Origin of the sequence: Bacteroides cellulosilyticus, from assembly GCF_020091405.1 — a bacterium.
GTDB lineage: Bacteria > Bacteroidota > Bacteroidia > Bacteroidales > Bacteroidaceae > Bacteroides.
In genome coordinates, this window is sequence record NZ_CP081903.1 from 5,334,434 (window position 1) to 5,354,125 (window position 19,692).

Consider the following 19,692-nt stretch of genomic DNA (forward strand, 5'->3'; position numbering starts at 1 on the left):
GCTGCCCAAATAAAAGTAAATTACTATGATTACTGAAGAACTCAAGAAATTATATTGTACGTATACCGGACACGAACCGGAAGCTATTGAAGAACTTCCTTCATCCGGCTCCAACCGCCGTTACTTCCGCCTTACGGGCACCCCTACCCTTATCGGTGTCAGCGGAACCTCCCTCGAAGAGAATCAGGCTTTCCTCTATATGGCAGATCACTTCCGCAAGAAAGGACTCCCCGTGCCACAAGTTGTAGCAAAGAGTGATAACGATGCATTTTATCTGCAGGAAGACCTGGGAGACACTCTCCTGTTCAATGCCATCGAGAAAGGGCGCAAGACCAGTGTCTTCGATGAAGAAGAAAAGCAGCTTCTGCGCAAGACCATGCGCCTGTTGCCAGCCGTACAGTTCTCCGGTGCAGACGGAATGGATTTCTCATACTGTTACCCACAATCGGAATTCAACAGCCGCAGTATCTTATGGGACTTGAATTACTTCAAATACTGTTTTCTGAAAGCTACCGGAATGGAGTTTCAGGAAGACCGCCTGGAAGATGATTTCCAGAAAATGGCGGACGTATTGATGCGTAGCAGTTCGGCCACATTCATGTATCGTGATTTCCAAAGCCGCAACGTTATGATTAAAGAAGGCGAGCCATGGCTCATCGACTTCCAGGGCGGACGTAAAGGTCCTGTTTATTATGATGTGGCTTCCTTCCTGTGGCAAGCCAAGGCGAATTATCCCGATAGTTTGCGTAAAGAGCTTTTAAAAGAATATCTGGATTCCCTGTGTAAATACCAACCTGTGGACGAGAAATATTTCTATGCACAATTACGCCATTTCGTATTGTTCCGTACTATGCAGGTGCTGGGTGCTTACGGTTTCCGTGGTTATTTTGAGAAGAAACCACATTTCATTCAGAGTGTACCCTTTGCCATTGAAAACCTGCGGCAGCTATTACAGGAACCGTATCCCGAATATCCGTACCTCTGCCATGTATTGAAAGAACTTACCGAGCTGAAACAGTTCACTGACGATTTACAGAAACGCCGTCTTGTTGTGAAAGTTACCAGCTTTGCATATAAGAAAGGCATTCCCGAAGATTCCAGCGGAAACGGAGGTGGTTTCGTATTCGACTGCCGCGCGGTGAACAATCCCGGCAAGTATGACCGTTACAAACCTTTCACCGGACTGGATGAACCTGTCATCCGCTTCCTGGAAGACGACGGGGAAATAACCACGTTCCTCGAACATGTATACGGCTTGGTAGACGCTTCCGTGAAACGATATATGGAACGTGGATTTACGAACCTTTCCATTTGTTTCGGATGCACAGGCGGACAACACCGTTCGGTTTATTCAGCACAACACCTTGCGGAACATCTGAACCGGAAATTCGGAGTACAAGTAAATCTGATGCATAGGGAACAGAACATTGAACAGACGTTTAAGGCGAAAAGCTAAAAGCTATCTCCTAATAATCCGCTCCGTATCTGGTCCGTACCAACTCCGTACCTGCTCCGTACCTATACGAACAGACTTTATACGGAGATGGTACGGAGATGGTACGGACCAGACACGGAGATAGTACGGAGATAATACGGAGTGGGTACGGACCTGACACGGAGATAGCACTCTTTTCAATCTGCTTATGAAACTTAAATTAAAAATATTAATTCAATTGATCGACAGATCAAAATTTTGAAACAATGAAAGCAATGATATTCGCCGCAGGTCTTGGCACCCGCCTGCGCCCACTGACAGACAATATGCCCAAGGCACTTGTCCGCGTAGCAGGCAAAACGATGTTGGAGCGTGTCATCCTAAAACTGAAAGATGCCGGCTTCCATGATATCACCATAAACATTCACCACTTCGGAAGCCAGATCATCGACTTTCTTCGTGCCAATGAGAATTTTGGTGTGGATATTCATATCAGTGACGAACGGGGTGAACTGCTGGATACCGGTGGTGGTATCAAAAAAGCCCGTCCTCTGCTGGAGAGCAACGAGCCTTTCCTTATACATAATGCCGATATCCTGACAGACCTGGATCTCAATGCTTTCTACCACCACCATCTGGAAAGTGATGCAGATGCCACTCTGCTCACTAATCACCGGAAAACATCCCGTTATTTGTTAATGGATCAAGATAACCGTCTTTGTGGTTGGACGAATCTTTCTACAGGCGAAGTACTTCCCAAAGAACTCGATTATCCCAGCGATCATTATCAGCTGCAAGCCTTTGGCTGCGTCCATGTTCTTTCTCCCTCTATTTTCCGCTATATGGAAGGCGAACGCTGGACAGGGAAATTCTCCATTATCCCGTTTTATGTGGATATCTGCCCGAAAGCATGCATTCAGGGATTTCCTATAGACAGCGAAAACTGGTTTGATGTAGGCAAACCCGAGACACTTGCAAAGGCAGAAGCCTATTATGCGTCTTTATAAAATAGGGTTCATCTTCATCAACTGCCCTTGGGCATCAAATAAATATTCGTAATTGAAAGAACCGTAAATACGATACTTCCAACGGGCACTTTTCTCAAAACGGCGACTGTCATCCAGGATGGTCGCCTGATATTCGGTTTCCAATTCATGAATGAACTCTTTGAATTCCGGATCTTGATATCTATAAGTGGGAACAATTATGCGTATATCGGGATATTGTTCTCGCAGATTTTTGATTTCTGCACGAACGGCATCTTTTTCATCGGGCTTCAGAAAAAAGAGTAAACACACGGGATGTCCCTGCCCTGCAATGTCCGAAAAGAGCAAGCTGTCTTTCTCTGCATACTCCACTTGTTTGAAATCAACAAAACGATCTCCCGGCTTCGGGCTACGGGTAGCATCCAGCATCCGTTTCAGTCCTATCAATACAGATGTACTGTCGCGCATTTGTAAAGGAGTTTTCTGGTACAATGTTTCCAGTTCATCCGGATAGATTGCTGCCCAACGATCAAACACCATCCATCCTATTGCATTCCGGGCATTGTCGAATACAAATTGCCGCGTAGCTTCCAGCGGAAAAAGATCTTCATGCCAAAGCTTCCAAAGACGTACGTTTTGTGAATGGGGATTGGTACTCTTGTCCGGTACAGGCATTGCCGGTGGGACTACATTGGTCAGCGTCAGTTTCCCTTCCTCGGGATAAAAGAAGTTCATATTGCCGGGATGCTCCATTCCATAGATATGCAACGTATCTTCTTTTCCGGAAAATGAAACTTCCCCGTTTCTGATAATAGCGAAATCCAGAGGGCCTTTCCCGTAATCACGGTCACCCGTCATACGATCGGCACCATATCGCCACAGATAAACCGTATCTCCTTCGTAAGCGTCCAGTCCGGTGCATTGCACAGTAAAAGTCTGTTCTTGCGATTGGCAACTGATGAGTCCCAGAAACAAACAGTAAAATATCCATTGATTGATTTTCATAAAGCCCAAATAGATTAAGTAAATAAACACATTGCACAAAAGAACAATCTTTTCAGTAAAGATGCAAGCAAAAAAGACAATATATAAAAGCAATTGTTAATGAAATATCCATATATTTGTGACATAACATTAAAAAACTGACTATGAAACGACTGAGATTAGGAGTATGGGCATACTTCTGCCTTTGTGCAGCCACCACCCTTATGGGACAAAACAAGGTGAAAACAACTGCCGAAAAAGTAATGCTGTTCATTGACGGCGCTCAAGTGACGCGTACCAAGCAAATAGATATTCCGGCAGGAAACTCAACACTCATCTTTACCGGATTATCCCCCTATATGGATGCACAAAGTATGCAGGTCAGCGCAAAGGGAAAACTCACTGTTACGGCAGTCAACCGGCAATACAACTATATAGACAGCCTCGCCGTCAGCGAAAAGCAACAAAGCCTGCAAAAGGAGCTTAAAAAAATAGAGAAGCAGCAGAAAGAACAGAACGCCGAGCTTGGACTCATCAGTGCCGAATATGAAATGCTGAAAATAAACTGTTCCGTCAGCAATAAGAATACCGCTACTTCTCTGGCTACTATCAAAGAGGTGAATCAATATTACTCCGGACAGTTGAAAACTCTAAAAGCAAAAGAACTGGCTATCAATGAACAGATAGCCGAGCTTGCCATCAGACAGGGACAACTGAACTCTGAACTGGCACAGTTAAGCGGTAAGGCCCTAACCCCTATGAGTGAAATTATAGTCAATGTAAATGCACCAGCAGCCTGTAAAGCTACATTCACTCTGAATTATTATGTGAAAAATGCCGGTTGGTTCCCCTCCTATGATGTTCGTTCCGGTAGCCTGGCCGAACCTATCTCCATCGTTTACAAAGCCAACATCTTTCAGAATACCAAGGAAGAGTGGAAGAATGCAGAATTATCCCTTTCATCCTCTAATCCTTCCACCGGAAGCGTAGCCCCCACTCTGTCTACTTACTGGTTGGATTACGGACTTGCAGCACCACGCTACAATTTGAATCTCAATGGAAACACTGTTTCAGGAGTCGTTTTTGATAATGAACGCACGCCCGTAATAGGTGCCACCGTTACCATCCCGGGAACTACGATAGGAACCATAACCGACATAAACGGCAAGTACTCCATAACTATTCCCAATGGACAAAACAAACTTCAGTTTTCATATATTGGCCTTCAGACTCAGACCAAAGATATACAAGGAAACATTATGAATGTCACCCTTCAGGAGGATACACAGACATTGGATGAAGTAGTGGTAGTAGGTTACGGCGCTGAAAGGAAACCTCTTATGGCAGGCGCTGTCTCCGGTCTTAAGGTAAATCATAAAAAAGATATTCAATACGAAGAAGAAGCCAGCATGGCCCTTGACGTTGAACAAAGCCAGGGACAGATGGGCTACGAATTTGAAATAAAAGTCCCCTACACCATTCCTTCTGACAACAAACCTGTAGTTGCTGAAATCGGACATTACGAATTACCCGCTTCTTATGCTTATCAGAGCACTCCGAAGATAGACAAAGATGCTTTCCTGATTGCTCAGGTAACCGATTGGGAAAAGCTGAACTTACTTGAAGGTGAAGCAAATGTTTACTTTGAGAATACCTTCATAGGCAAGTCCATCATGAACGTCACCCAACAGAACGATACACTATCCTTCTCTTTAGGTCGTGACAAACGCATCATGATACAGCGTACGAAAGAGAATGAATATACCTCACGTAAGTTTATGGGTTCCAATCAGACGCAAGCCATTGCCTGGAAACTCTCTGTACGCAATACACGTCCAGAGCCTGTAACGCTCACTCTTTACGACCAACTGCCCGTATCACGCAACAACAACATCACCGTGACGGCAGAAGAAATCAGTGGCGGAACACTGGACGAGGCCAAAGGCATCATCACCTGGCAAATAACCTTACAGCCCGGCGAACAACGTGATTTACCTCTGCGATATAAAGTGAAATATCCCAAAGGACGGAATTTAATAATAGAATAACTCATATTGAGCGTGCACCTTTCTTATAAGGTTTGCACGCTTTTTCTTTGTTTCTTCCTCACTTTCTTTACTTTGTATTCACAAACATTACACTTGTGGTTCCTGTTCTCAGGACTCACTTCGTAGTGTACAACTTTAAATGATAAAAGTGATGGTATCCTGCGGTGCATACCTATTCCAGCACCTTGCGGAATTTCAATAAGATGCTGGGAGTACTGGCAAAACGTCTTTTGCCCGGCATCAAAATCAGTTCCTATACGGCCCGGCATGCATGAGCCACATTGGCTTATCATATGGGAATGCCTGTCGGCATCATTTGCCAAGCGGTAAATGCAGCGAATTTTCCACTGCATCCGTCGTTGCCTGCTTCTGTGGGGATTGCTGCCGTTTCTGTTTGGCTCATGTAGCTTCGGTGACGAACCTTCACCCTGTCTCTACGATATACGTCTGGAAGTGACGGTGTACGATGACAACCGGGTGGTAGTGACACAGGCTTCGGCTGCCGACTGGGAAGAAATTGAGACAAGAGATATAAACAACGTTCTTTGACATATTGAGAGCTTAAAAAGAAAAAGGAAGTTCCTGAGTTTTAAAAGTAAATCAGTATCTTTGCAGATATTGATTCGCATGATATTAATATATAATACTTTAGATGTATGGAAACAAATAATAATCATATACGGAAGTATCCCATCGGGATACAGAGCTTTGAAGATCTGCGCCGCGAAGGTTACCTTTACGTGGACAAAACGGCGCTGATTTATCGACTGGTCACCACCGGTAAGCCCTATTTCCTTTCCCGTCCCCGTCGTTTCGGCAAGAGTCTGCTGCTTAGCACACTAAAAGCCTACTTTGAGGGTAAGAAAGAACTTTTCGAAGGTCTTGCCATCGAAAAGTTGGAAACAAAATGGACGGTGCATCCGGTGCTGCACCTTGACTTGAACGCCGAAAAATATGATTCGGTAGAACGATTAGAAATGCAGATGAACAGTCAGCTTCTGAACTGGGAATCGCAATATGGTTGTGATGCAGAGAATTGGTCTTACTCCATCCGCTTCATGAATGTGATAAAAGCAGCTTACGAACAGACCGGGCAGCAGGTAGTGGTACTTATTGACGAGTATGACAAGCCGATGCTTGAGAGCCTACATGACAAGGAGTTACAGGATCAGTTCCGTAGCCTTCTTGTAGCTTTCTACAGTGTGCTGAAAACTGCCGACCCATTTCTGAGATTAGTTTTCATCACCGGCGTGACGAAGTTTGCCCAAATGAGCATCTTCTCCACTCTGAACCAGTTGATAGATATCAGCCTTGAGAAAAGCTACGAAGCCCTTTGCGGCATGACCCGCACTGAGATAGAGCAGAACTTCGCCCCTGAGCTGGAAGCTATGGCACTGAAAAACAGCACTTCCCGCGAAGCAATAGTGGAACGGATGAGGGCAATGTACGACGGCTACCACTTCTGTGAAGAGCAAACGGAAGGGATGTTCAATCCTTTCAGTGTACTCAACATGTTGCGGCAGTTGAAGTTCAATTACTACTGGTTCGCTACCGGCACCCCCACTTTTCTGGTAAAGATGTTGCAGCGCACTGAATTCGATGTGCGTGAACTGGTGAATGGTATTGAAGTTTCCGAAGCTTCTCTCATGAGCTACAGGGTTGATGACGACGATCCGGTTCCGATGATTTATCAGAGCGGTTATCTCACTATCAAGGGCTATGACCCGGAGTTTAACCTCTATAAGCTGAAACTTCCCAACGAGGAAGTGAAATATGGCTTGCTGAACTACATGGCTCCGTATTATACTCCGGTGATGGAGCGTGATGTTCCTTTTTATGTGGGCAAATTTGTGAAAGAGCTTCGCGCAGGCGATGTGGATGCTTTCATGAACCGTATGCGCGCTTTCTTCGGAAACATCTCATACGAACTGAGCGATGACACGGAACGGCATTATCAGAACGTATTTTATATTGTTTTCACCCTGTTGGGGCAATATACGGATGCAGAAGTGCGCAGTTGTCGTGGCCGGGCGGACATGGTGGTTAAAACTTCCGATTATATATACGTCTTCGAGTTCAAGCTAAACGGCACTGCCGAAGAAGCGCTGAAGCAGATTGATGAAAAAGATTATCTTATTCCATATACCACAGACCACCGCAAGTTGGTGAAAGTAGGGGTTGACTTCAACAAGGATACCCGCAACATAGGTCGCTGGCTCGTTCAGTAGACTTTTTCTTTTTCTTTTATTACCTGCCGGGAAGAACATCCGCAGGAAGATAAGCTCTCAATATCTCAATAACCAAAAGATATTGGGAGCTTGCTGCGTTTATATGCTTCAGGATACTGCAAGAGGATGGAAGCACGGTGCTGAAAGTCTTCTCGGTGGTGTGGAGAATGGCCGATAAGGAATATTCAAAAATACATGGTCTGTTCAGGTGAAACAGACCATGTATTTGGGTGGAATAGATGATCTGTTTGGAGTAAACAGACCATCTGTTTCACTTCTGTTTTTACACATATTTATCTATAAAAATAAGATTGACCACATGAAATTAATGACTAAACGAGATTTGGAACAACGTCTTGAACTTACGAAGCTACGCTACGAACGTCAAGAAATAAGATTATATGTCTTACTGCAAAGCATGCAAAATAATCGTGACAATATAAAACAGATAGAGTATGCCCTGCTGGTGATGGAGCGTGTCAGTACGCAACGCCGGCGCCACCGGATCATCCCTAATGCAGAGATACTGGATTTCATCACTTATGCCTCCTGCGTTTACGACCGTTTGCAGTCTCACCTGCACAAGCATCTGAATTATTCTTATTTCTGTAGCGTCATCTGCTGCCGCTATTTATTTGAAAGTCGGCGCCACATTCCCGGCCGGCGCTTCCTGAATTACAACAGTGTGTTGTCTTACTTCAAACGGGAGCGCGGGAGGTGATGGCAGAAAATAGATAAGGGAACTCCGAAAAAAGCCCGGAATGACAGAAGAATATATCTATATATTCTTCTTTTAATTTCTTGTATTTATTTATTAGTGTATCATTGATAGTACGGTTCGCTGTTCATGCGGAGAGATATATCACTTGCTATCAACGCGTTAAGTAGTACGCGGAGTTGTTCAAAAAAAGTTCGCTTCCGAAGGGCGCTTTTTAGGCAGCATTTACGTAGTATTGCAGTATTTACGCGGTGTTTACGCAATATTTAAGCGGCATTTATATCAAATGTTAGCCGAATAGCACCAATACTAGCCGGATGAAGCATTGTGCAGAACAAATGCGGTTTTATTGTAGTACTTTTGTGGCTATAAACAAAAGAAGTTATGAATGTATCGTATTTATTATCCCAATATGAATTAGCTCCGCCAACGAATAATTATTATCAATGCTTACAATTTATTAAGTATATCGCTTGTATCTTTTTCCTTTCCCAATTGTTAATCTTATAAATTAGAGTAAAATAGAACAATAAAAGAAGAAATTATGAAAAAGATTATCGCATTAATGATGTTAGTTTTCATAGGTGCATCCACAGCCATGTATGCACAGGAAAGTAAAAGTGAAAACCGCCGTGCAGAGCGTAAAGCACAGCGTGACGCAGAAAAAGCCAGGGAAAAAAGAGAAGAAGCACGGGCATATGCCGATGCTGTACAAGCTATCAACAACAGAAAATTCGTACTGGAAGCTGACCGTATTACGTTTAAAAGAGGACGAAGTGCTTTCGTTACATCAAATACCAACTTTGTTCTTTTAAACGGTGAAAAAGCATCCGTTCAGGTTGCTTTCAACGGCCCCTATGCAGGTCCTAACGGCATTGGCGGTATAACCGTAGACGGAAGAGTGGGTGAAGTTAAAACAGCCACAGATAAAAAGGGAAATGTAACTTGCAGTTTCAGTGTGATGGGTGTCGGAATTTCCGCACAAGTTTCCATCAGATTAACCCACGATACCAACAATGCATCCGTTACAATCAACCCGAATTTCAACTCAAACAGATTGTCACTGGATGGCAAAGTAATACCATTATCCGAATCGAGCGTATATAAAGGACGGTCGTTCTAATTACTGCTTCCCTAAATTGTACAATATATAGAGATATATCCGTGAATAAATATCATGTTCTTTTTCACGGATATATCCTTTATTTATAAATTGTGGCATCTTCACACAGAGATGTACCATTGCGACAATCATAAAACTCAAAAGTTTCTCTCATGTCCAAAAGTACTGCATCTGTCCATTCTACTCTCCGCTCCATTGACTTAACTTATTTCTCATTTCTTCAGTAGTTATCACTTCTCCCCGTTTCATCTGCTCCAATGCATTATCAACCTTTTCCTTTAACTCTGGAGAGAAGTAAAGAATATCATCCGGACAACGTCTATCCAATAAAGTCTCAATTTCTTCTAATAGGCGCTCATCGTTTACCGCCAATAGGCGTTGAAACAATAGTTGTTTACGTTCCGCTGTTTTCATGAAGCATTGTTTTTATTATACTACAAAGATAGTCTTTTTAATTTATTACGGATATAAACGACAAGACAGAATTCATATACTAAGCACTTTTATCTCCCCTACTCCCCCCTCTTTCTATGCCACAGGGAACATTTTCAAGGATGCTTTTTGTTCAGACAGACTTTTTTCATATCTTTGCAGCGGTTTTTGGTTCCATACCTCCCTGTCGCTATGGGGAGGATGGTGAAAAGGGAATCAGGTGTAAATCCTGAACAGACCCGCTGCTGTAAAATCCGTTTCAAATCTTGAATATACCCAATTAGCCACTGTCCGTAAACCGGATGGGAAGGCATTCAAAGATGGATAAGTCAGAAGACCTGCCAAAAATGATATAGTTTTAATGCTTTCGGGAAATAAAGCAGAAAAAACATTTAGTCTGGCAGTTCTTTATCCTCCATAAAGAATTCTCTCTCTTCATGTATATCCTCCCGAAAGTAAGTCATAAATACTTTAAAAAGACTGAAATGAAAGTTTTTTCATGTGTATTATTTATGCTGACTTGTCTTTCGCAGATAAGCATAATGGCACAAAACAAAATTACTCTATCGGGAAAGGTGACAGACCAGCATGGCGCTCCTTTATCTTTGGTGACGATTGCCGTAGAAAACACCTCATCCGGAACCTATACGGATGACAACGGCCGGTATTCCCTACAAGTCATACCCGGAAAACATACTCTTGTCGTATCTTTAGTAGGTTATCAAACTGTAAAGACACCCCTTAATATCCAGCAAAACAAAACACTCAATTTTACATTGGAAGAAAGCTCTGTTGTCCTGAATTCCGTTGAAGTATACGGAAAGACCCAGACACAGAAAGTGAAAGAAGGGGCTTTCTCTGTCAATGCTCTTGACATAAAACCCATCGTCAATTCACTAAACAACCTCAATGACCTGGTGAACCGGACAACGGGTATCAAGGTCAGAGAAGAAGGAGGTGTCGGTTCGGATTTCGATTTATCCATTAACGGTTTGTCAGGAAATTCCGTCCGCTACTTCCTGGATGGAATGCCACTGGACACCAAAGGAAGTGGCGTTTCGCTCGCTAACCTGCCGGTAAATATCATAGACCGGATTGAGATATATAAAGGTGTAGTTCCTGCAAGCCTGGGAACGGATGCATTGGGTGGTGCTATCAATATTATCACAAAAGAGGAAAAGAAGAACTATCTGGATGTCTCTTACAGCATCGGTTCATTTCATACACACAAGGCAGATCTGAACGCACAAATAGTGGAGCCCAAAACAGGACTGATTATCAAGCCTACCGTCGGAGTGAACTATTCGAAGAATGACTATAGGATGAAGGACGTGCAAATGCGGGATGAAAGTGGCGACAATTTCATTTATGGTAATCCTAAACGTTTCCACGATGACTACTTCTCTTTACTGGCACAAGTAGAAGCCGGGGTTGTCAACAAATCCTGGACAGACGCATTTTTTATTTCCGCTTCTTATTCCAAGACAGACAAGGAGTTGCAAACCGGCTCCGTTCAAGGCAAAGTCTATGGTATGGCAGAAAAGAACTCGGATGCCTGGAATATCTCGGCACGTTACCGGAAACGTGACTTCGTTTTAAAGAATATGCAGTTGAACGCCTCCCTTTCTCACACCTGGGACCATTCAATAACCGTGGATACTGCCTACCGGCAATATTACTGGGATGGCGGCTATATAGTGAGCCCGCGCAATGAAATTACGGGCAAAGGACCGTCCATGCGCCACTATAAACGTCCGTTGACCATTGCCCGCGCTAATCTGGACTATCAGTTGAACGAACACCACAACTTTAATCTGAACTACCATCTGAGCCGCACCGGCAACGACCGCTATGATGATTTGGATGACACTTTCGAGGCTTCCAAAGACATTGTGACCAAGCATATCCTGGGTTTTTCATACAACCAGTCACTTCTGAATGGAAAGATGGAAAATGTGTTTTTTATAAAAGATTACATCAACCACCCGAATATCCGACAAACTGACCAGGGCAGCGTGACGGGCTCTAATGAGGTGCGGGGAAGCACCACCAAGAACTATTTGGGTTATGGTGCCGGGCTTCGGTACACTATCGCAGAATTTCTCGCCGTAAAAGTATCCTACGAACATAGCGTGAGACTTCCCATTGCACGCGAACTGTTGGGCAACGGGGTCACCATCAATGCCAACGTGGCACTGGAACCGGAGAAAAGCAACAACTTCAATGCAGCACTGTTCGGCACGTGGCATCCTGCCGCCGGACATACACTTTACTATGAAGCAAACGGATTCTTCCGCAAGGTGGACAATTACATTCAGGCTAAGGTTGCGGAGAAAGAAGGCAGCATGCAATATACCAATGTTCCGGCAGTCCACATAAAAGGCGTGGAAGGAGAAGTGCGCTACGACTGGCAAGGTAAACTGCAACTTGCCACCAACGTCAGTTATCAGGATGCCCGTGACCAGCAAGAATATAAGGAGGGTGGAAAACCTTCGGCTACTTACAACAACCATGTACCCAACCGTCCCTGGCTGTTTGGCAGTGCGGAAGCATTCTATACATTCCGCAACATAGCCCTGCCCGAAAGCAAACTACGACTGGGATGCACCTACCAGTGGGTACATTGGTATTATCTTTTGTGGGATGCTTATGGTGCCGCCGAAGGCAAGGCACGCATTCCCGACCAGCAAATCCTCAACGCCGATATCAGCTACTCGTGGAAACGCGGACGCTACAACATCGCCTTTGAATGCACCAACTTCCTCGACAAGACGACCTACGACAACTACAAGTTGCAAAAGCCCGGGCGTGCTTTCTTTGCCAAATTCCGATTATTCATTAACTAATCATTAATACTTATTCAAAATGAAAAGATTCAAATTTACACTCCTTGCCTTTATGGCTGTCATGATGGCACTGTCGTTTACAGCTTGTTCCGACGATGACCCTACTCCTACCCCAGACCCGGGAATCAATGAAGGCGATTATCACTTCGACCTTTTTGTAACTGTGGACAAACATGGTGGCATGAGCAGCAAAAACACCACCATTGTCAAAAGTACCGCTGCACTGACGGCAGACCAAGGTGTTATCTCCGTTAAAAGAGCAGGTTCGGAACTCGGCGAATACTCCATGGAGTCCATCACAAAAGGAAAGTATTACTATCAGATTCCTTCGACCAGTGATCGCTTCGTGAAATACCAGATTAAGAATAATGCAATCCAGGTGATTGCAGAACGCCCTTTTAAGACCAATACTTATAAGGTACGTTCATACACACATGCCTGGATTGACGACAACACGCTTGTCATCATGTCCACCAACGGCACCAAGGACAAGGTGCTTTATACGAAACTGAACGCAGAGGATTTGACCATCCTTGCCGAGGGCGAATTGGAGATACCCGCCCCCACCGACTGGACAAAGCTGACTTCTTCGGGCATCCTTACCTATCGCCAGTCTGACAAGAAGCTGTACTACTTCTATTACTGGAAAGAAAAAGCCGGTCAGACTGTGGCAAGCGAACAAGAGCCCAGATTCCATGTGGCTGTCATCAACCCCTCGACGATGAAGGTGGAAGAGGATAGCACATCGCCCGTCGATGGTGAAATGGCGGGAAGTGCCTACGGAGAACTGATGCAGGATTGCGTGATGTATGACGAAGCGGGCAATCTCTACCTGGCCTGTTTCCACGAAGAAGAAAGTGGTATAGAGAGAGGCATGCTGCTGCGCATCAAAGCGGGTGCAACAACCTTTGATTCCTCTTACAATGGCTATTCCAATGCAGACGGCAAACTGATGACTGTTCAGTATTTGAGCAATAACAAAGCGCTGATTTATGCACGCAATGACAATGCTCCTATCAGTGATAAAGCTGCTGCATCAGGAATCAAGAAACCTACGGCAATCGATGCATTCTCACACTACTATGCCATCCTCGACCTCAGCACGGGCGCAAAAACCCGCCTAAGTTACAATGGTAAAGAGGTGGCTTACAGTGGCGGTCGTTTCTCACAGCGTTCCGTCGTCTTCAACAATAAAGCGTACATCGGTGTGGACACTGAGGAGGATGCCAATGCCGTTATCTACATCTACGACCTCAAGACCGGCACTGTAGAGAAGGGAGCGGAAATAGACGGCAGCTTCTACTACGACATGATACGTGTTGTTGAGAACGATTGATAATATATTTAAGAGCATCACTTCCGCTTTATGAGAAAATTATTAATCCTATTCTTTTTTTGTAGCCTCACTATCCTCCTCCATGCACATGGAGGAGGAAACTATGAGCACAGCGATATGCTGGCAAGTATGAAACCCGGCGATAAAGCCGCCCTGCTGATGGTGCACTTCGGTACAACCCACGACGACACCCGTACGCTTACCATTGACGCCATCAATGCAAAAGCTCGTGAGGCTTTCCCCGAACTGGAGATGCATGAAGCATTCACTTCCCGCATCATTATCCGCCGACTCAAAGCACGTGGCATCGAGAAACTGACACCATTGGACGCTATGCTCCGCCTGCGCAGTGAAGGCTATACACACGTAGTTGTGCAAAGTTCCAATATCATTGACGGTGTGGAAATGGAGTCGCTTCGCCGGGATATAGAAAGCGTGCAACCTTTGTTCAAAGAAATACGTGTAGGTACCCCCCTGCTTTACTCTGTAGAAGATGCGGAAAAAGTTGTTGAAATTCTGAACAATCGTCTCAACGCTACAGCACAAGATAAAAAGGCATCCGGCAAAAAGGGTGCGAAAGAGCACTTCGTACTTGTAGGTCACGGCACCTATACGCCCAGCACAGCTATTTACAGCCAGATGGACTATATGCTGAAAGCAAACGGAATGACGAATTTCCATTTGGGTACCATTGAGGGATACCCTACTTTTGAAACCATGCTGGCACAACTGAAAGCCGGAAAAGCTAAACAAGTAACTCTCGTTCCTTTCATGTTTGTGGCCGGAGACCATGCCAAGAATGATATTGCCGAAGACTGGAAAGAAGCACTCGAAAAAGAAGGCTATACAGTTAATGTACGCATGGAAGGTCTGGGTCAAGTACCCGAAATACAGGAAATCTTCATTGATCATATCCGCTTCATGCTGAAACATCGCATGCTGGGTATTATGGAAAAGAAAGCAGGATATGCTGCCGGAAAAGATGTAGAATAAGGAAACCGACATAAGATGCATAAGCATTATGAAGAAAAAGAATCTATATTCCATTATAGCCGGAAGCTGCGTGCTTCTGGCTATTTTGCTTCTGGTAGCCTACAGCTATTGGTTAGCCCCTACCCGCATCCTCATCGTCAATCCCTTGCCGGCACAGGCGGCGGACATTGCGCTGAACAATGATTGCGGCAGGATAAAAGTGAAGTGCATCAAGATGGAAGAGGTGGAAGACCTCTCCGGTTATGACGCCATCATGATGTACGGACGGGGATTATTTTTGGACGAAACGCAGGTGGCGGAACTGGAACGGGTGGCCGCCAAAGGCGTGCCCGTATTCACCAACGCACTGCGGCACTTCAATTTCATTGTCAACCATAACACTACGCCCGAGCAACAGGCCATCCTGCAAAAGTATTTCCAGAATGCATGCAGGCAGAATTACCGGAACGCCTTACGCTATCTGCGCCACATCTCCACTCCTCAACGCCTGGGCGACCGCTCTTTCGAGACGCCCGTGGAATTACCCAACAATCTGTTTTATCATAAGGAATACGGACAGTATTTCAAGACGCCGCAAGAACTGACTGAGTACTTGAAGGAGAAGTGCCTTTATCACGAGGAAGGGAGAAGTCTCACCTTCATTTCAGGCATCAGCTTCCCGATGGAAGGCAACCGTGCCCATGTAGACACGCTTATCTCCCGGCTGACACAGGCAGGCTTCAACGTCTACCCCATCACCGGCAGCGGCAAGGGGCGTGAAGACCTGATACGTACCCTTCATCCCGACGGGCTGGTCTATCTGCCTATGGGACGGCTGGGTAACGATTCACTCATCAACTGGCTGCATGCGGAGAACATCCCCCTGTTCATGCCTTTCCCACTGGTGCAGCCCCGTGAAGAATGGCTGAACCCGAGCGTACCCGTCGGTGGCGGTACGCTGACGGCACGGGTCGTTGTGCCGGAAATAGATGGCGGCATGGCGCCTCTGTGCATCGCCACGCAGAATGAAAACGAAGAAGGATATTTTCTGCACACTCCGGAACCGGAACGGGTGGATGCACTTATCAGCCACATCACTAAATATATGTCCCTTCGCGATAAATCCAACAAGGACAAGCGTGTCGCCATCTGCTACTTCAAGACACCCGGTAAAGATGCCTTGCTGGCAAGCGGTATGGAGGTGATTCCTTCTCTTTATAATTTCCTGAAACGCTTGCGCAATGAAGGATATGACGTAAGCAACCTGCCTGCCACCGTAGAAGAATTCGGAAACAGGATATACCGTGACGGTTCTGTTATGGGTTCGTATGCCAAAGGGGCACAGGAACAATTCCTGAAAACAGCACACCCTGTATGGTTGTCTACCGGACAATATGAAACCTGGGCAAAAGAAGTGATTCTGCCTGAAAAGTACAAGGAAGTGACTGACCGTTATGGAGATGCTCCCGGCAATTTATTAGCCACGGAAGACAGTATCGCCATTGCCTGCCTGCGATTCGGCAATGTGTTATTGTTTCCACAACCTCGTCCGGCATTAGGAGACGACGATTTCAAACTGGTACATGGTATGCCCGTAGCACCGCCTCACAGTTATCTGGCACCTTATCTGTATATGCAGAAAGGTTTTAAAGCGGATGCACTGATACACTTCGGTACACATGGAAACCTGGAATATACCCCGGGAAAGAATGTGGGTTTATCACAGGCAGACTGGTCGGAAGCACTGGTAGGTAATCTGCCGCATTTCTATTTCTATACTACGGGAAACGTAGGAGAAGGTATTATTGCCAAACGGCGTACACATGCTGTACTCGTCACTCATCTGACTCCGCCTTATGCGGAAAGTGGCATGAGACAGCGATATAACCAATTACTGGAAGATATTCATAAACTTCTGGATGAAGGTACGGAAGGACATCGTATGCTGGGAATGCGCGTCAAGAAAGAGACTGTTCGCCTGGGACTTCACCGGGACTTGGAACTGGATTCCATACCGGACAAGCCCTATACTGCCGAAGAACTGGAACGTCTGGATGCCTTTACCGAAGAAATAGCTAATGAGAAGATGCTGGGTGCATACTACACGATGGGTGAACCTTACTCGGAACGTGACTTACTGCAAACCACCCTTGCCGTCAGTACAGATGCCCTGGCTTACGAAACGGCAAAAGCTGACCGGGATAAAGGCAAGATTACTACGGAACAATTGCAAGACTTTACATATATAGCCCACCATTATCTGCCAACGGCAAAGAAACGCCTGACGGCTATGTTACAGAATCCGCCTCGTGATACGGCTGCCATTGCCCCGGACCTTCGCCCCGCATTGCGCTATCGCGAACAACTAATAGCTTCTACCGCCAATGAATTCAACGCAATGGTGCGCGGCCTGAATGGAGGAACAGTTCTGCCTGCCCCGGGTGGAGATCCGGTATTGAACCCTAATGTATTGCCCACAGGAAGGAACATGTATAGCGTAAATGCTGAAACAACCCCTAATCCACGTGCATGGGAAGACGGAAAACGACTGGCGGAAGCAACCCTGAAACAATACACCGGCAAACATGGGGAATATCCGCGGAAAGTGAGCTATACTTTCTGGGCGGGTGAATTTATCACAACCGAAGGAGCTACGCTGGCACAAGTCTTCTGGATGCTGGGTGTGGAGCCTGTACGCGACGGACAAGGACGTGTAGTAGATTTGAAACTTGTGCCCAGCGAAGAACTGGGGCGCCCACGTATCAATGTAGTGGTACAAGTCTCAGGACAGCTTCGTGACATAGCCGGATCACGTCTGAAGTTACTGACGGATGCGGTTCGTCTGGCATCAGAAGCAAAGGACGAAGCATATCCCAACTATGTGGCATCGGGAACAGTGCTACAGGAAAAGTTACTGGTGGAGAAAGGGACTTCCCCAAAACGTGCACGGGAAATGTCTGTGATGCGTGTATTCGGTCCTGTTAATAGTGGATACAGTACAGGAATCATGGGATATACCGAGCATAGTGGATCATGGGAGGATGAAAAGGAAATCGCCCAAGGGTATCTCAATAATATGGGTGCCGCTTATGGTGATGAGGATAACTGGGGAGAGGTTCAGAAAGATTTGTTTGCCTCCGCCCTCTCCGAAACGGATGTAGTCATTCAACCGCGGCAGAGCAATACGTGGGGACCTATTTCATTGGACCACGTATATGAATTCACCGGCGGATTATCTCTTACTGTAAAAACACTGACGGGTAAAGAACCGGATGCTTATATGGCCGATTATCGTAACCGTACCAACCGCCGTATGCAGGAAACAAAAGAGGCGATTGCTGTGGAGACACGGGCTACGATACTGAATCCGACATTCATACAGGAACGGATGAAAGGCGGTGCAGGTTCGGCACAAATGTTCGGAGAGATTTTCCGCAATATCTTTGGCTGGCATGTAATGCGTCCGTCGGCAATGGACAAGGAGATTTTTAATGACCTGTACCGGATGTACATTCAGGATGAAAATAAACTCGGAATACAAGATTATTTTCTCCGGGTGAATCCGGCATCCTATCAGGCTATGACTGCGGTGATGCTGGAAAGTGCACGGAAAGGCTATTGGAAAGCAAGCCCTGAACAGTTGAAAGAAACAGCTGCACTGCATGCACAGATAACCCGTGAGAAGGGTGCCGCCTGCACGGAGTTTGTATGTGACAATGCCAAATTACAGTCGTTCGTTGCGGATAATCTGGATGCGAAAGAGAAACAGGAATTCAATCAGGATATGAAAGCAATATATGAAGCCGCTTCGGCCAATGGAAAAGATGTAGTATTGAAAGAAAAGAAACTGACGCCGGAACAGGTAGCGCAGAAACGTACTACAAACGGATTAGTGATTGGAGGCGTGATACTGGTGGTGTTCATTGGACTGGTTGCATTAATTAAAAGAAGAAAAAGATAATCTAGAAAGATGGGTACGCGGACAAAAATATAACTATGGATTACGTCATCCCTATATTAGCAATCTTCATCACCCTCAGCTTCCTGCTGAAGGTCGGCTTCTATCCCCGTTGGGGAACGTGGCTGACAGCACTATGTTGCGCCCTATTTGTTTTACTCATTACCCCTTGGGTAACCGAGCAATCTAAGACAGCAATAGCAGCCTTTTTTGCTTCCCGGGAGAAAATGCTGGATGTATCTGTTTGCATCACACTGGAAGCCGCCATCCTGATAACCTTTTGCTTCGACTGCTTCTCCGGAATGCGTACAAGAGACACTGCATTCAAACGAAGCGTCACCTTCCTGCTCCACCTTTACCCCGGTTTATTGATAGGTGGCGTACTATGCTATATACTGGCTGAATTATTATTCTCTTTTCCGGGCATTGATTTCAATATGCTCTCGTGGATAGTAGCCACCACCACATTCTTACTTATCGGTGTCGGTGCCCGATTGCTGCAAATCCCATTGGGAGACAAAGCCCTGCGCCTCGAAATCCTTTTTATTGTAAACTTATTCATAGTCGTACTGAGCATCATAGCTACCGGCTACTAAATAAACAGTAACTACTAAAATTATAAATAT

The 19,692-nt window shown here is 45.5% G+C and carries 14 protein-coding genes and 1 riboswitch; of the genes, 12 read left to right on the plus strand and 2 right to left on the minus strand.

The window, feature by feature from the left end; all coding sequences use genetic code 11:
* The first annotated feature begins 25 nt into the window (after positions 1 to 25).
* Together K6V21_RS20250 and K6V21_RS20255 are read left to right on the plus strand one after the other, a co-directional pair.
* Complete coding sequence (locus tag K6V21_RS20250) at positions 26 to 1,456, plus strand: phosphotransferase (RefSeq protein ID WP_224319679.1); 1,431 nt, start codon at positions 26 to 28, stop codon at positions 1,454 to 1,456.
* A gap of 245 nt (positions 1,457 to 1,701) precedes the next feature.
* Entirely contained in the window at positions 1,702 to 2,442 is a 741-nt protein-coding gene (locus K6V21_RS20255) for a nucleotidyltransferase family protein (protein ID WP_224319680.1), read from the plus strand.
* On the opposite strand, the gene K6V21_RS20260 is transcribed toward K6V21_RS20255, so the two are convergent.
* Entirely contained in the window at positions 2,437 to 3,426 is a 990-nt protein-coding gene (locus K6V21_RS20260; RefSeq protein WP_224319681.1) for a hypothetical protein, read from the minus strand. The two genes, K6V21_RS20255 and K6V21_RS20260, sit on opposite strands and share 6 nt — an antisense overlap.
* Before the next feature lie 143 nt (positions 3,427 to 3,569).
* Between K6V21_RS20260 and K6V21_RS20265 the strand changes: the two genes are divergently transcribed.
* From K6V21_RS20265 to K6V21_RS20285, 5 genes are all read left to right on the plus strand, one after another.
* Complete coding sequence (locus tag K6V21_RS20265) at positions 3,570 to 5,453, plus strand: mucoidy inhibitor MuiA family protein (RefSeq protein ID WP_408912621.1); 1,884 nt, start codon at positions 3,570 to 3,572, stop codon at positions 5,451 to 5,453.
* 330 nt (positions 5,454 to 5,783) lie between these two features.
* Positions 5,784 to 6,002 (plus strand): hypothetical protein, encoded by a 219-nt coding sequence (locus tag K6V21_RS20270; protein WP_224319682.1) that lies wholly within the window; start codon positions 5,784 to 5,786, stop codon positions 6,000 to 6,002.
* A gap of 107 nt (positions 6,003 to 6,109) precedes the next feature.
* Complete coding sequence (locus K6V21_RS20275) at positions 6,110 to 7,681, plus strand: ATP-binding protein (protein ID WP_224319683.1); 1,572 nt, start codon at positions 6,110 to 6,112, stop codon at positions 7,679 to 7,681.
* Between the two features lie 319 nt (positions 7,682 to 8,000).
* Positions 8,001 to 8,402: a hypothetical protein gene (locus tag K6V21_RS20280; protein ID WP_224319684.1), complete on the plus strand. Its 402-nt coding sequence runs from the start codon at positions 8,001 to 8,003 to the stop codon at positions 8,400 to 8,402.
* Positions 8,403 to 8,943: 541 nt separating this feature from the next.
* Positions 8,944 to 9,522 (plus strand): DUF4251 domain-containing protein, encoded by a 579-nt coding sequence (locus K6V21_RS20285; protein WP_217715720.1) that lies wholly within the window; start codon positions 8,944 to 8,946, stop codon positions 9,520 to 9,522.
* Between the two features lie 180 nt (positions 9,523 to 9,702).
* On the opposite strand, the gene K6V21_RS20290 is transcribed toward K6V21_RS20285, so the two are convergent.
* A complete protein-coding gene (locus tag K6V21_RS20290; RefSeq protein WP_217715722.1) occupies positions 9,703 to 9,936 on the minus strand; it encodes a hypothetical protein in 234 nt (77 codons plus the stop codon).
* Between the two features lie 170 nt (positions 9,937 to 10,106).
* Positions 10,107 to 10,315, plus strand: a riboswitch (cobalamin riboswitch).
* A gap of 124 nt (positions 10,316 to 10,439) precedes the next feature.
* On the opposite strand from K6V21_RS20290, the gene K6V21_RS20295 reads away from it, so the two are divergent.
* Genes K6V21_RS20295 through K6V21_RS20315 form a run of 5 tightly spaced genes read left to right on the plus strand, consistent with a single transcriptional unit; the run spans position 10,440 to position 19,662 of the window.
* A complete protein-coding gene (locus tag K6V21_RS20295; RefSeq protein ID WP_224319685.1) occupies positions 10,440 to 12,800 on the plus strand; it encodes a TonB-dependent receptor in 2,361 nt (786 codons plus the stop codon).
* Positions 12,801 to 12,819: 19 nt separating this feature from the next.
* Positions 12,820 to 14,136: a hypothetical protein gene (locus K6V21_RS20300; protein WP_224319686.1), complete on the plus strand. Its 1,317-nt coding sequence runs from the start codon at positions 12,820 to 12,822 to the stop codon at positions 14,134 to 14,136.
* Positions 14,137 to 14,166: 30 nt separating this feature from the next.
* A complete protein-coding gene (locus K6V21_RS20305) occupies positions 14,167 to 15,129 on the plus strand; it encodes a sirohydrochlorin cobaltochelatase (RefSeq protein WP_224319687.1) in 963 nt (320 codons plus the stop codon).
* Positions 15,130 to 15,157: 28 nt separating this feature from the next.
* A complete protein-coding gene (locus K6V21_RS20310; RefSeq protein ID WP_224319688.1) occupies positions 15,158 to 19,069 on the plus strand; it encodes a cobaltochelatase subunit CobN in 3,912 nt (1,303 codons plus the stop codon).
* A gap of 35 nt (positions 19,070 to 19,104) precedes the next feature.
* A complete protein-coding gene (locus tag K6V21_RS20315) occupies positions 19,105 to 19,662 on the plus strand; it encodes a hypothetical protein (RefSeq protein WP_224319689.1) in 558 nt (185 codons plus the stop codon).
* Positions 19,663 to 19,692 lie beyond the last annotated feature (30 nt).

Coding starts and splice junctions, on each gene's coding strand:
- K6V21_RS20250 (WP_224319679.1), top strand. CDS start 26: ATGATTACTGAAGAACTCAAGAAATTATATTGTACGTATACCGGACAC.
- K6V21_RS20255 (WP_224319680.1), top strand. CDS start 1,702: ATGAAAGCAATGATATTCGCCGCAGGTCTTGGCACCCGCCTGCGCCCA.
- K6V21_RS20260 (WP_224319681.1), bottom strand. CDS start 3,426: ATGAAAATCAATCAATGGATATTTTACTGTTTGTTTCTGGGACTCATC.
- K6V21_RS20265 (WP_408912621.1), top strand. CDS start 3,570: ATGAAACGACTGAGATTAGGAGTATGGGCATACTTCTGCCTTTGTGCA.
- K6V21_RS20270 (WP_224319682.1), top strand. CDS start 5,784: ATGCAGCGAATTTTCCACTGCATCCGTCGTTGCCTGCTTCTGTGGGGA.
- K6V21_RS20275 (WP_224319683.1), top strand. CDS start 6,110: ATGGAAACAAATAATAATCATATACGGAAGTATCCCATCGGGATACAG.
- K6V21_RS20280 (WP_224319684.1), top strand. CDS start 8,001: ATGAAATTAATGACTAAACGAGATTTGGAACAACGTCTTGAACTTACG.
- K6V21_RS20285 (WP_217715720.1), top strand. CDS start 8,944: ATGAAAAAGATTATCGCATTAATGATGTTAGTTTTCATAGGTGCATCC.
- K6V21_RS20290 (WP_217715722.1), bottom strand. CDS start 9,936: ATGAAAACAGCGGAACGTAAACAACTATTGTTTCAACGCCTATTGGCG.
- K6V21_RS20295 (WP_224319685.1), top strand. CDS start 10,440: ATGAAAGTTTTTTCATGTGTATTATTTATGCTGACTTGTCTTTCGCAG.
- K6V21_RS20300 (WP_224319686.1), top strand. CDS start 12,820: ATGAAAAGATTCAAATTTACACTCCTTGCCTTTATGGCTGTCATGATG.
- K6V21_RS20305 (WP_224319687.1), top strand. CDS start 14,167: ATGAGAAAATTATTAATCCTATTCTTTTTTTGTAGCCTCACTATCCTC.
- K6V21_RS20310 (WP_224319688.1), top strand. CDS start 15,158: ATGAAGAAAAAGAATCTATATTCCATTATAGCCGGAAGCTGCGTGCTT.
- K6V21_RS20315 (WP_224319689.1), top strand. CDS start 19,105: ATGGATTACGTCATCCCTATATTAGCAATCTTCATCACCCTCAGCTTC.